At 66.7% G+C, this 11,957-nt stretch carries 12 protein-coding genes; 10 read left to right on the top strand and 2 right to left on the bottom strand.

What is annotated here, in order from left to right:
- Positions 1 to 182 precede the first annotated feature (182 nt).
- The 3 genes from K7G82_RS19995 (at position 183) to K7G82_RS19985 (ending at position 1,746) form a co-directional block, all read left to right on the top strand.
- Entirely contained in the window at positions 183 to 650 is a 468-nt protein-coding gene (locus K7G82_RS19995; RefSeq protein ID WP_222991691.1) for a hypothetical protein, read from the top strand.
- A 72-nt stretch (positions 651 to 722) separates the two neighbouring features.
- Entirely contained in the window at positions 723 to 1,394 is a 672-nt protein-coding gene (locus tag K7G82_RS19990; protein ID WP_222991690.1) for a glutathione S-transferase family protein, read from the top strand.
- Between the two features lie 52 nt (positions 1,395 to 1,446).
- A complete protein-coding gene (locus K7G82_RS19985; protein WP_222991689.1) occupies positions 1,447 to 1,746 on the top strand; it encodes a GIY-YIG nuclease family protein in 300 nt (99 codons plus the stop codon).
- Positions 1,747 to 1,800: 54 nt separating this feature from the next.
- Here K7G82_RS19985 and ubiG read toward each other — a convergent pair whose 3' ends face one another.
- Positions 1,801 to 2,550 carry a bifunctional 2-polyprenyl-6-hydroxyphenol methylase/3-demethylubiquinol 3-O-methyltransferase UbiG gene (gene ubiG / locus K7G82_RS19980; RefSeq protein ID WP_222991688.1) on the bottom strand — a complete coding sequence of 250 codons (750 nt, stop codon included), beginning with the start codon at positions 2,548 to 2,550 and terminating at the stop codon, positions 1,801 to 1,803.
- Between the two features lie 67 nt (positions 2,551 to 2,617).
- Between ubiG and K7G82_RS19975 the strand changes: the two genes are divergently transcribed.
- Positions 2,618 to 3,880 (top strand): aspartate kinase, encoded by a 1,263-nt coding sequence (locus K7G82_RS19975; protein WP_222991687.1) that lies wholly within the window; start codon positions 2,618 to 2,620, stop codon positions 3,878 to 3,880.
- On the opposite strand, the gene K7G82_RS19970 is transcribed toward K7G82_RS19975, so the two are convergent.
- Positions 3,877 to 4,122 (bottom strand): hypothetical protein, encoded by a 246-nt coding sequence (locus K7G82_RS19970; RefSeq protein WP_222991686.1) that lies wholly within the window; start codon positions 4,120 to 4,122, stop codon positions 3,877 to 3,879. The genes K7G82_RS19975 and K7G82_RS19970 overlap by 4 nt on opposite strands.
- A gap of 91 nt (positions 4,123 to 4,213) precedes the next feature.
- Here K7G82_RS19970 and K7G82_RS19965 point away from each other — a divergent pair, with 91 nt between their 5' ends.
- From K7G82_RS19965 to tilS, 6 genes are all read left to right on the top strand, one after another.
- On the top strand, positions 4,214 to 5,242 hold the full coding sequence (locus K7G82_RS19965) for an NAD(P)H-dependent flavin oxidoreductase (protein ID WP_222991685.1): 1,029 nt from the start codon (positions 4,214 to 4,216) through the stop codon (positions 5,240 to 5,242).
- A 181-nt stretch (positions 5,243 to 5,423) separates the two neighbouring features.
- The gene (locus tag K7G82_RS19960) at positions 5,424 to 6,485 is read left to right on the top strand and encodes an SPOR domain-containing protein (protein ID WP_222991684.1); all 1,062 of its coding nucleotides are present in this window, start codon (positions 5,424 to 5,426) and stop codon (positions 6,483 to 6,485) included.
- Between the two features lie 55 nt (positions 6,486 to 6,540).
- Positions 6,541 to 8,817: a phosphoenolpyruvate--protein phosphotransferase gene (gene ptsP / locus K7G82_RS19955; protein WP_222991683.1), complete on the top strand. Its 2,277-nt coding sequence runs from the start codon at positions 6,541 to 6,543 to the stop codon at positions 8,815 to 8,817.
- Positions 8,818 to 9,048: 231 nt separating this feature from the next.
- Positions 9,049 to 9,894: a helix-turn-helix domain-containing protein gene (locus K7G82_RS19950; protein ID WP_222991682.1), complete on the top strand. Its 846-nt coding sequence runs from the start codon at positions 9,049 to 9,051 to the stop codon at positions 9,892 to 9,894.
- Positions 9,895 to 9,961: 67 nt separating this feature from the next.
- On the top strand, positions 9,962 to 10,909 hold the full coding sequence (locus K7G82_RS19945) for a tetratricopeptide repeat protein (protein WP_246623715.1): 948 nt from the start codon (positions 9,962 to 9,964) through the stop codon (positions 10,907 to 10,909).
- Between the two features lie 67 nt (positions 10,910 to 10,976).
- Positions 10,977 to 11,915 carry a tRNA lysidine(34) synthetase TilS gene (gene tilS, locus K7G82_RS19940; protein ID WP_222991681.1) on the top strand — a complete coding sequence of 313 codons (939 nt, stop codon included), beginning with the start codon at positions 10,977 to 10,979 and terminating at the stop codon, positions 11,913 to 11,915.
- Positions 11,916 to 11,957 lie beyond the last annotated feature (42 nt).

Genomic DNA, 11,957 nt, shown 5'->3' with positions numbered 1-11,957 from the left:
CTTCGTCATTCCGGCGAAAGCCGGAATCTCGTGCCCGATGTCGAAGAAGATTCCGGCTTTCGCCGGAATGACAGGGTAAAAGTCGCGCGGAACCGGCCACACCGCCGTTCACGCGAGGCTCAGATTGCTGTATCTAGAGTCGCAGGCTGCCCTTTACGGCGATCGCTGTAACGGAGATTGTCATGCGTTACCTGTTCGTGCCCGTTCTTGCCTTTCTCGCCGCCACGCCCGCGCTGGCGCAGCGGCCCGCGCCCGCCGATGTCGCGGCTGCGCTCGACAGCCCGATCGTGCAGGAAGGCGTCGCGAACCGGGTGTCGGATGCGGTGGCGGCGCTGCTCGACACGCGCGTCGGCGCGGTCGAACGCGCGGTCAATCCGTTCTCGGACGCGCGGCGCAACGATACGCTGCGCGACCGTATTTCCCGCGACGACCCGAATTTCGAGGCGCGCATCCACGACGATACCCGACGCGCCACCCGCGCGGCCGGCGTCATGGCCGGCGAATTCTCGGCGATGCTGCCCGAACTGCGCGCACGGCTGGCGAACATCAAGCATCGGCTGAGGAATCCCGATGATCGCGGCCCGGCCTATCGCAACGACGTTCCGCCGCCGCACCGCGACGATTATGACGACGAGGATTGGGACAATTGAGGCGTCGCGGCCCAACTATTTGACAAGAGCCCGCTTCCACCTCCGCTGAACAGGCTCTAAGGTCGCGCCCGCATGTGGCAGCTCTTCCAGTTCCCCCTTTGTCCGTTCTCACGCAAGGTCCGCCTTCTCTTGGGGGAGAAGGGGATCGGCTATGATCTCGTCCGCGAGAATCCCTGGGAACGGCGCGACGAATTCTTCGATCTGAATCCGGCCGGGCAGACCCCGGTGATCGTCGAGACCGAAAAGGCGCTCGTCCTGATGGATTCGGGCGCGATCTGCGAATATTTCGAGGAGACCGTCGAAAAGGCGCCGATGATCAACGGCACCGCGCCCAACCGCGCGGAAATCCGTCGGCTCGTCGCGTGGTGCGATCAGCAATTCTACGGTGACGTCACCGCACCTTTGATGTTCGAGCGGATGACCAAGCGCCTCGTCCATCGCTCGACGCCCGATGCGCGGATCCTGCGCGAAGCGATGAAGAACGCGCATCGCCATCTCGATTATCTCGATTATCTGCTCGATCACCGCACCTGGCTGGCTGGCGCGACGCTCAGCCTGGCCGATCTGTCCGCGGCGGCGCATCTTTCGGTCGCCGACTATCTGGGCGGCATCGATTTCAAGGGGCATGAACAGGCGCGCCGCTGGTATGCCGGCCTCAAGTCGCGCCCGGGTTTCCGGCCCTTGCTGTCGGAACGCATGGAGGGCATCCAGCCGCCCGCGCATTACGACAAGCCGGATTTTTGAGGGTGGCTTCTACTCTTTGATGTCATTCCCGCGCACGCGGGAATCCAGTACGATGCCGGTCGTGGGCAACCTGTATCATGTCTACATCCTGGCCAGCGACCGCAATGGGACGCTCTATATCGGCGTGACCGGATCGCTCGCTCAGCGCATTCACCAACATCGTAACGGCACGGCCGAAGGATTCACGAAACGATATGGCGTGACCAGGCTGGTCCATGTCGAAGAATTTGGCGATGTCCACTTGGCTATTGCGCGCGAAAAGGCGCTCAAGAAATGGCGTCGTGCATGGAAGCTGGACCTGATCGAACGGGACAATCCCGAATGGAGCGATCTGTTCGACGACTTGGTTTGAAACCAACATCGTACTGGATTCCCGCGTGCGCGGGAATGACAGGTAAATGGGTTTCTACCCCCACACCGCCGTCAGCAGATAGTCCAGCGACACATTCTCCGACAGGATGAAGCCGCGCCCCGGCGAGACGCTCAGGCCGCGCAGGTCGGAGACGGTCAATCCCGCAGTCTCCAGCAGCGCCGTGAGTTCCTCGGGCGTCAGGAACTTGTTCCAGTCGTGCGTGCCCTTGGGGATCTGGCCGATTCCCTCCGCCACCGTCACCATCGCCAGGCGCGACAGCGTCGTGCGATTGGGGGTGGAGAGGATCATCAGCCCGCCCGGCGCCAGCCTGGCCGCGAGGCCGGCGACGAAGGCGGCCGGATCGGTGACATGCTCGATCACCTCCAGCGAAGTGACGAGGTCGAACCGGGCATCGCCCAGCGTTTCGAGTTCGCCGGCGCGATAGTCGATGGCAAGGCCCTGCCCTTCGGCATGAAGCCGCGCGGCCGCCGCATTCTCCGGCGCCGCGTCCACGCCCGTCACCTGTGCGCCGAGCCGGGCGAGCGGTTCGCACAACAGCCCCGCGCCGCAGCCGACATCGAGCGCGGTCTTGCCCGCCAGCGGCTTCAGCGCCGCCTCGTCGACATGCCAGTGGCGGTCGATCGCCTCGCGGATATAGGCCAGTCGCACGGGGTTCAGCCGGTGCAGCATCGCCGAACTGCCCCTGGGATCCCACCAATCCTTCGCCAGCGCGCCGAAATGCGCGGCTTCCTGCGGATCGATGGTTATTGCGCCGATGTTTTCGCCAGTGCTTGCGTTCGTCATGTCCCCTCATTATCAGGGCCGCGCCTTCGATCCAGAGGGCATTTTCTCTCAGCATCGGGAACGCGCAATGGCCCGCATCGTGATGAAGTTCGGCGGTACCTCCATGGCGGGGATCGAGCGAATTCGCGTGGTCGCCGCGCGCGTGAAGCACGAGGTCGAGCTGGGCAACGAAGTCGCGGTCGTCGTTTCGGCGATGGCGGGCGATACGGACCGGCTCGTCGGCTTCTGTCGCGAAGCCTCCTCGCTCTACGATCCCAGGGAATATGATGTCGTCGTCGCCTCGGGCGAGCAGGTGACGTCGGGCCTGCTGGCGATCGTGCTCCAGAATATGGGCGTGAAGGCGCGGAGCTGGCTCGGCTGGCAATTGCCCATCCACACCGATTCGGCGCATGCTTCCGCCCGGATCGAGACGATCGACACCGAAGCGCTGATCGCCGGCATGGCCGCGGGCGAGGTCGCAGTGATCCCGGGTTTCCAGGGCATGGGCGCGGACGGCCGCGTGACCACGCTGGGCCGTGGCGGATCGGACACGTCGGCCGTCGCCGTCGCCGCCGCCGTCAAGGCCGATCGCTGCGACATCTATACCGATGTCGACGGCGTCTATACCACCGATCCCCGCATCGTCCCGCGCGCGCGCAAGCTCGCGAAGGTGACCTATGAGGAGATGCTGGAGCTGGCGAGCGTGGGCGCCAAGGTGCTCCAGACCCGCTCGGTCGGGCTGGCGATGAAGGAACAGGTGCGCGTCCAGGTGCTCTCCTCCTTCGAGCCGCCGACGGACAATGTCACACCCGGCACGTTGATCGTCGGCGAGGACGAGATCGAGGAAAGCGAAATGGAACGGCAACGCATCACCGGCATCGCGCTGGACAAGAATGAAGCGAAGATCACGCTGACCGAAGTGCCCGATCGGCCGGGCGCGGTGGCATCGATCTTCGCGCCGCTGGCGGACGCGAACATCAATGTCGACGTGATCGTGCAGAACATCGCGCACGAGACGGGATCGACCGACGTGACCTTCACCGTGCCCGGCGCCGAACTCGCCCGCGCGATCGACGCGCTGACCAAGTCGCGCGACACGATCGGTTATGTCGAGATGAAGCACGACACCAAGATCTGCAAGGTCTCGGTGGTCGGCGTCGGCATGCGCAGCCATGCCGGTGTGGCATCGACGATGTTCCAGGCGCTGGCGGGGCGCGGCATCAACATCCAGGCGATCGCGACGTCGGAGATCAAGGTCTCCGTGCTGATCGAAGAGGATTATGCCGAACTCGCGGTTCGCGTGCTGCACACCGCCTATGGGCTCGACGCGCCCGAGGCGATCGAAGCCTAACGGTTTCGCCGGCCTTCGAATTTGCTGAAATCCAAGCCGAACACTTCATTGAGAGAGGCCAGATACGGCAAGTCGATACGATCGACTCTGTTGAAGGTTCGGCTGGCATGCGTGAACGGGCCTGTCGGCCCGCAAGCGAAGATTTGATACGGTACGGCACTCGATCGTTGTTCGGGGAACATGCCCGCTACGATGCTCGCATTGACCAGGATCGAAAGGCCGATCGTCAAAAAGCCTTGCATGGGGCTCTCTCCCTATTGCCAGCACCTTATCAGGATGCGAGGCGACGTGTAATGCCCTCGAACCCTCGTTAACCGCGATTGGATGGACTGAATGAGCAGCGAGACGATCGGCCAGCAACGACTGGCCCGGCGCATGGCGCGCGGCGCGGAATTCCTGGGGTGCGAGGTCGCCATATTGGGCGGCGCGATGAGTTGGGTTTCGGAGCGCAATCTCGTCTCGGCCATCTCCAATGCCGGCGGTTTCGGCGTGATCGCGTGCGGCGCGATGACGCCCGCTTTGCTCGATGCCGAGATCGCGGCGACCCGCGCGCTCACCGACAAGCCGTTCGGCGTCAACCTGATCACCATGCATCCCGATCTGTTCGAACTGATCGAGGTCTGCAAGCGTCATCAGGTCAGCCATGTCGTGCTGGCCGGCGGCCTGCCGCCCGCGGGCAGCCTGGATGCGATCAAGGCCAATGGCGCCAGGCTGATCTGTTTCGCGCCCGCGCTCGCGCTCGCCAAGAAGCTGATCCGCTCTGGCGTCGACGCGCTGGTGATCGAGGGCATGGAAGCCGGCGGCCATATCGGCCCGGTTTCGACCAGCGTGCTCGCGCAGGAAATGCTGCCCGAGATCGCCGATCAGCTGCCGGTGTTCGTGGCCGGCGGCATCGGCAAAGGGCAGGCGATCGCCGGCTATCTCGACATGGGCGCCGCCGGCGTCCAGCTCGGCACGCGGTTCGTCTGTGCGACCGAAAGTATTGCCCACGCCAATTTCAAGAAGGCGTTCATCCGCGCATCCGCGCGCGACGCCGTCGCGAGCGTCCAGATCGATGCGCGCCTGCCCGTGATTCCCGTGCGTGCGCTCAAGAATGCGGGCACCGAGGCCTTCACCGTCAAGCAGCGCGAGGTCGCGCAGAAGCTTGACGAGGGTCAGGTCGAGATGGCCGAGGCGCAGCTCGAGATCGAGCATTATTGGGCCGGTGCGCTCCGCCGCGCGGTGATCGATGGTGACGTCGAGAACGGATCGCTGATGGCGGGCCAGTCGGTCGGCATGGTCAAGGATGAAGCGCCCGTGGCCGAGATCATCGCGACCTTGATGGCCGAAGCGGCCGAGGCGCTGAATGCCAGAGCGCAATGAGGCGCGTTCATCGCGCTCTGGCATAAGCCCGCGCAGCGCTTGAGCGAAGCGATCTTGGATGTGAAGATCGCATATGGAGCGCGGGCCGCCTGATCGCGCCTCCGTTTATCGCATGGTTTAGGGGCTGTTAACCATTTGAGCCCAAGCATCTCCGCGTTTCCGAGTGAAACGGGAGGACGAGATGCGAAAGAGGGACGGGTTTTTGGCGGCCGCGATGCTGACGCTGGTGCTGGCCGGATGCGGCGGGCGCAGCCGGGTCGCGCTGGCGCCGACGCCGCCCAAATCGGTTTCGGTCGATATCGTGACGCGCCCGCAGCCGCCGATGGGCGCTGCGCCGGGCCTCGTCATTCCGGCCGTCGGACCGGACGGCAAGCGGATCACCCCCAATCGCGATCTCGGCCCGCGCGAAGCGCTCTGGCATGTCCGCATGGCGCTCAACGTCGCGGCGCTTTCGTGCCGGAATGCCGACACGCAGGCGGCGCTGCAGAATTACAACCGCATGCTGGCGACGCACAATGCGCTGCTGTCGGCCACCAACGCGGCGATCGATGCCGATTATCGCCGTCGTTTCGGCGCCCAGGCGGTGCCGGTGCGCGACGCGCACAATACACGCACCTATAATTTCTTCGCGCTTCCGCCGGTTCAGCCCGCATTCTGCCGCGCCGCCATGGGCGTGGGTGCGGAGGCCGTGGCGATGGATGCGACACAGCTTGTCGCCTTCGCGCCCACGGCGCTGGCAAGGCTCGAACGGCCCTTCTTCGCCTTTTTCGATGCCTATGCCGATTATCAGGCCGATGCCGCGCGCTGGCGCGATGGCCAGGGTCAGAAGGCGCCGGCCGCCCAGCGCGTCGCCGCCGAAACGCCGCGCAAGGCGGTCGCCGAACCCCGGCGCGTGGCGGCGGCAGCGGTTCCGAAGGCCCTGCCAAAGGCGGCTGTCGCCGTCGATTCGGCATCCAGGCCCAACCCGAAACCTGTCCAGACCGCCGATGCCGGCGCATTCGTCGTCCAGCTCGGCGCCGTCGCTTCGGGCGATGCCGCGCGCAGCGCATGGCAGCAGATCGTGGCGCGCAACGACGAGCTCGAAGGGCGCCCGCTCGTCCAGACCCGGGCCGAGGCGAACGGCCGCACGCTGCACCGCATCGCCGCCGGCGGCTTCGACACATCGGGGGAAGCGGCGCGCGTCTGCGAGCGGCTGAAGGCCAGGGGAACCGCCTGCTTCGTGCGCGCCCGCGATTCGGCTTGATAAGACGACGGGAGGCGCTGGCACGCCTGCCCGCTTTCTGTTAGCCGATGGTGACATGACACCATCCGCCACCGCTTCGGCCCGCGAAATCCTCACGCGGCTCCACGATGTCATGGCCGCGCGTTCCAACGCCCAGGCCAAGCTCAACCAGGTCGTCAACATCGTCGGCGAGGCGCTCGATAGCGAGGTCTGCTCGATCTACCTGTTGCGCGACGGCGTGCTCGAGCTGTTCGCGACGCGCGGCCTGAAGCAGGAAGCCGTCCATGTCACCAAGCTGGCGCTGGGTGAGGGGCTGGTCGGCACCATCGCCGAGCATGTCGAGACGCTCAATCTCGACGAGGCGGCAAGCCACCCCGATTTCGCCTATAAGCCCGAGACCGGCGAGGAACTGTTCCACAGCTTCGCGGGCGTGCCGATCGTCCGGCGCGAGGCCGCGGTGGGCGTGCTTTCGATCCAGCATGCCGAACCGCGCAAATATGACGATGTCGTGATCGAGGCGCTGCAGACCGTGGCGATGGTGCTCTCCGAACTGATCGCCAATGCCGGGCTGATCGACGAGCATGCGACGACGGTCGGCCGCGTCAACAACACCCAGGCGATGCGGCTGGCCGGGCTCAAGCTGGTGGAGGGCATGGCGGCGGGCGTCGCGGTCTATCACCAGCCGCGCGTCGTGATCGAACATACCGTGGCCGAGGATATCGAGGCCGAGCGCCACCGCGTCTATTCGGCGTTCGACAAGATGCGCGAGCAGATCGACCGCATGGCCAGCCAGGCCGAGTTCGGCGGCGGCGGCGAGCACCAGGAGGTGCTCGAGATGTACCGCATGTTCGCGTATGACGAAGGCTGGAGCCGGCGGATCAACGAGGCGATCGACAGCGGCCTGACCGCCGAGGCGGCGATCGAGCGCGTCCAGCAGCGTACGCGCATGCGCATGCGCCAGATCGACGATCCGTTGCTGCGCGATCGCATGCACGATCTGGAGGATCTGTCCAACCGGCTGCTGCGCATCGTTTCCGGCCAGCTCGGTTCGGCGGCGCAACTGGGCCTGCGCAAGGATACGATCCTGATCGCGCGCAATCTGGGGCCGGCCGAACTGCTCGAATATGATCGCCGGCGGCTGAAGGGCGTGATCCTGGAGGAAGGGTCGCTGACCGCGCACGTCATCATCGTCGCGCGGGCGATGGGCGTGCCCGTGCTTGGCCGCGTCGCCAATGTCCGCCGGCTGATCGGCGACGGCGACGTGCTGCTGCTCGATACCACCCAGGGCGAGGTCTATGTCCGCCCGACCGACGAGATGGAGGAGAGCTTCGACGCGAAGCTTTCGCTCACCCAGAAGCGCCGCGCCGCCTTCGCCGCGCTGCGCGGCGAGCCTTCGACCACCAGGGACGGCGCGCATATCACGCTGATGGTCAATGCCGGCCTGCGCGACGACGTGGCCGCGCTCGACGTCACCGGGGCGGAGGGCATCGGCCTGTTCCGTACCGAATTCCAGTTCCTCGTCTCCGCCACGCTGCCGCTGCGCCAACAGCAGCAGCGACTCTACCGCGAGGTGCTCGACGCTGCCGGCGATCGTACCGTGGTCTTCCGCACCGTCGATATCGGCGGCGACAAGGCGCTGCCCTATCTGCGCCAGAGCGGCGACGATGAGGAGGAGAATCCGGCGATGGGCTGGCGCGCATTGCGTCTGGCCATGGACCGCGACGGACTGATGAAGGTGCAGGCGCGCGCGCTGATCGAGGCGGCATCGGGGCGGACGCTGAGCGTGATGTTCCCGATGGTGTCCGAACCCTGGGAGTTCGACGAGGCCAAGGCGCTGTTCGAGGCGCAGCGCGCCTGGCTGGCGTCGCAGGGGCGGATGATGCCGCATGCGATCCGCTACGGATCGATGCTCGAAGTGCCGGCGCTCGCCGAAAGCCTCGATATCCTGCTGCCCAAGCTCGATTTCCTGTCGATCGGCACCAACGATCTCACCCAGTTCCTGTTCGCCGCCGATCGCGCCCATCCCAAGCTGGCCGAGCGTTATGACTGGCTGAGCCCGGCGATCCTGCGCTTCCTGCGGCGGGTGGTGGTGCCCGCGCGCGCTGCGGGCGTGCCGGTCACGGTCTGCGGCGAAATGGGCGGGCGCCCGCTGGAGGCGATGGCGCTGATCGGCCTGGGCATCGAGCGGCTTTCGATCACGCCGGCGGCGATCGGCCCCGTCAAGGCGATGCTGCGCTCGCTCGATCGCGGCGCGCTCGAGGGCGAACTCGCCGGGTGGCTCGACGCGCCGACGGGCGATCTGCGTGCGAAGCTGTCGGACTGGGCGCAGGCGCATAGCGTCGAACTCGCCTGATCGAGCGATCAACCGCGACGTCGTGTCGTGTCATCCCATTGACATTGCAGCGTGCTGGATGTGACATGGATTAACTGCCGGGGCGTGATCGTCCGAACTGGAAACGCGCCGCGTTTCGCATGTGACGTCAATCGGGTTTCGGCCGAACAAGAGTGAGACCCTGATCGTTTCGGGCCCATGGGCGCGGGGCGGACGGGGCCTTGGGCGCAAACAGGAAAGCCTGAAGACCGGATGAGCGAAGCGGAGGGTGAGATGTTTCCCCGGAGCGTCGGCGAGCGCCTTGCCGATGCGCGCCGAGCCGCCGGGCTCGAGACCGCGGATATCGCCACGCGCACGCGGATTCCGCTGCGTCACCTGGAGGCGCTGGAACAGGGCCGCTATGACGAGCTTCCCGGTGTCACCTACTGTATCGGCTTCGCCAAATCCTATGCCCGCGCGCTCGATCTCGACGAAGTTGCGATCGCGCGCGACGTTCGCGCGGAACTGAACTCGCAGGGTGGTCGCGCCGCGCCCGAATATTTCGAACCCGCCGATCCCGCCCGGGTGCCGCCGCGCACCCTGGCGTGGACGCTCGTCATCCTCATCCTGCTGGTCGTGGGCGGCTATACGGTCTGGCGGACGATGCTGATGAATGGCCTGGGTGACCGCGATCCGGCGGCGCTTGCGGCAGGTACGGACAGGATCGACGCGCCGACGGCCGCCAACACCGCCGCGCCACGCACGACTCAGGCCGCCGCGCCCGCCACGGGAGAGGTCGTGCTGACCGCGACCGATACGGTGTGGCTCCGGATCAGCGATGCCGGCGAGCAGCGCCTGTTCGAAAAGGAAATGCAGCCGGGCGAGCGCTATCAGGTGCCGACCACCGCCAAGGATCCCCGCATCCTGACCGGCCGCCCCGATGCACTGCGCGTCACCATCGGCGGCCGCGAGGTCGCGCCGCTGGGTCCGCCGCAGGAAACGATCCGCGACGTCGCGATCAGCGCCGCGGCGCTGGCGGCGCGCCCGGCCCAGCCGCCCATGGCGGGCCAGCCCGCTCCATCCCCGAGCCAGCCGGTGGCGAACACTGCCCGCCCCTGACTTGAGGACAAGCGAATCCTGCCCCTATAAGGGCGTTTACCAAAAGATCCGGTGGGGATTTCAAACCATGCGCACGCTCATGATCGTTGCGGTTCTGCTCGCTGGAGCCGCCGCCGCGCCGCTTCAGGCGCAAAGCCAGTCCAATACGCTCGCGCCGCGCGTCGAGAAGCTCGAAAAGGAAATGCGCGCCGTCCAGCGCAAGGTCTTCCCCGGCGGCAGCGGCCAGTTCCTGGAGCCCGAGATCGCGCCGAACGCGCAGCCGGCGACGCCCAGCGGCACGCCCGCGAGTTCGCCCGTCATCGACTTGACCGCGCGCGTCAGCGCGCTTGAGGCGCAGCTCCAGACGCTGACGGGACAGAGCGAGCAGAACGCGTTCAAGCTGCGTCAGCTCGACGAAGCGTTCGTCAGGTTCCGTGGCGAGACCGAAACGCGCCTGAAGGCGCTCGAGGGCGCGGGGGTACCGGTGTCTCCGGCCCCGGCGCAGGGAACGGGCCAACCGCCATCGACCTCGCTGCCGATGAAGCCGGTCACGCCGCCGGCCGCCGGCAAGCCGACCACCGCGCCGCCCAAGCTGACGGCGGATCGCCAGGCCGCGCTGGAGGCGGTTGCGAAGCCCGATACCGGCGATGCGGGCGAGGATGCCTATCTGTACGGCTTCCGCTTGTGGGAGGCGAAATTCTATCCGCAGGCCCAGGCGCAGCTCAAGGCGACGGTCGACAAATATCCCAAGCACAAGCGCTGGAGCTTCGCGCAGAATCTGCTCGGCCGCGCGTATCTGGACGATGGCAAGCCCGCGCTCGCCTCGGTCGCTTTCTATGACAATTACCAGAAGCAGCCGCGCGGCGAGCGTGCGCCCGACAGCCTCTATTATCTCGGCGTCGCGCTCACCAGGCTCAAGAAGCCGGCGGATGCCTGCAAGGTGTTCGACGAATTCAACGACGTCTATGGCGAAACCGCGTCGGCCAGCCTGAAGGCGCAGGTGGTCAAGGGGCGTACCGACGCCAAGTGCAAATGACACGGGCTTGCCGCCCCGCGCGATAATCGGAGTGGGGCATTTCGCGCGATCGCGGTAAGGCGGGCGGATGAGCCCGGTTCCCGATCCCGATCTGGTCGCGCGTTTCGGCGCGGATGCGTCGCCGCCGCCGGGGGCGGTGGGCATCGCCGTATCGGGCGGTCCGGATAGCCTGGCGCTGCTGCTGCTCGCCGCCGCCGCCTGGCCGGAACGGGTGATCGCCGCCACCGTCGACCATGGTCTGCGCCCCGAAGCGGCGGCGGAGGCTGCGTATGTCGGTGCGATCTGCGCGCGGCGGGGCATAGCGCACGAGACGCTGGTGCCCGCGACCCCCATCACCGGATCGCTGCAGGCGGCGGCGCGGACGGCGCGCTATGGCCTGCTCGAAAACTGGCGCGCGCGCCATGGTGCTGGTTGCGTGATGACTGCGCATCACGCCGACGATCAGGCGGAAACCCTGCTGATGCGGCTCAACCGCTCCGCCGGCCTTGGTGGGCTGGCCGGCATTCGCCGCGCCAATGGCTTCGTGCTGCGCCCGCTGCTCGGATGGCGGCACAGCGAGCTTGTCGCGATCGTGGAGGCGGCCGGGATCGAACCGGTTTCGGACCCGTCCAACCATGACGATCGATTCGATCGCGTGCGCATGCGCGCCGCGCTTGCGGGGAGCGACTGGATCGATGTTCGGGCAGTCGCGGCCAGCGCGAGCCATCTCGCCGATGCCGAGGCGGCGATGGCCTGGATGGTCGCGCGGCTGTCCGAAGAGCGCGTCGTGGTGGAGGATGAGGCATTTCTCCTCGATCCCGCCGGCCTGCCGGACGAACTCGTCAGGCGGCTGGTGCTCGATATGATCGCGCGCGTCGATCCCGTGGCCGCGCCTGGCGGCCCGCCGCTCGACCGCCTGCTCGCGACCTTGCGCGCCGGCGGTCAGGCGAGCATCGGGGCGGCGCTGTGCCGAGGCGGTCCGCGATGGCGGGTGGCGCCGGCGCCGGCGCGTCGCGGCGGCAAATGAACGCCGAAAATGGCGGGTTCAGCGCGGATACATTGTCTTTAA

Origin of the sequence: Sphingomonas colocasiae, assembly GCF_019880585.1 — a bacterium.
In the GTDB taxonomy this organism is placed as follows: domain Bacteria; phylum Pseudomonadota; class Alphaproteobacteria; order Sphingomonadales; family Sphingomonadaceae; genus Sphingobium_A; species Sphingobium_A colocasiae.
The sequence above is the reverse complement of the archived record's forward strand: the minus strand, read 5'-3'. Positions and strand labels throughout refer to the sequence as shown.

Coding starts and splice junctions, on each gene's coding strand:
- K7G82_RS19995 (WP_222991691.1), top strand. CDS start 183: ATGCGTTACCTGTTCGTGCCCGTTCTTGCCTTTCTCGCCGCCACGCCC.
- K7G82_RS19990 (WP_222991690.1), top strand. CDS start 723: ATGTGGCAGCTCTTCCAGTTCCCCCTTTGTCCGTTCTCACGCAAGGTC.
- K7G82_RS19985 (WP_222991689.1), top strand. CDS start 1,447: ATGCCGGTCGTGGGCAACCTGTATCATGTCTACATCCTGGCCAGCGAC.
- ubiG (WP_222991688.1), bottom strand. CDS start 2,550: ATGACGAACGCAAGCACTGGCGAAAACATCGGCGCAATAACCATCGAT.
- K7G82_RS19975 (WP_222991687.1), top strand. CDS start 2,618: ATGGCCCGCATCGTGATGAAGTTCGGCGGTACCTCCATGGCGGGGATC.
- K7G82_RS19970 (WP_222991686.1), bottom strand. CDS start 4,122: ATGCAAGGCTTTTTGACGATCGGCCTTTCGATCCTGGTCAATGCGAGC.
- K7G82_RS19965 (WP_222991685.1), top strand. CDS start 4,214: ATGAGCAGCGAGACGATCGGCCAGCAACGACTGGCCCGGCGCATGGCG.
- K7G82_RS19960 (WP_222991684.1), top strand. CDS start 5,424: ATGCGAAAGAGGGACGGGTTTTTGGCGGCCGCGATGCTGACGCTGGTG.
- ptsP (WP_222991683.1), top strand. CDS start 6,541: ATGACACCATCCGCCACCGCTTCGGCCCGCGAAATCCTCACGCGGCTC.
- K7G82_RS19950 (WP_222991682.1), top strand. CDS start 9,049: ATGAGCGAAGCGGAGGGTGAGATGTTTCCCCGGAGCGTCGGCGAGCGC.
- K7G82_RS19945 (WP_246623715.1), top strand. CDS start 9,962: ATGCGCACGCTCATGATCGTTGCGGTTCTGCTCGCTGGAGCCGCCGCC.
- tilS (WP_222991681.1), top strand. CDS start 10,977: ATGAGCCCGGTTCCCGATCCCGATCTGGTCGCGCGTTTCGGCGCGGAT.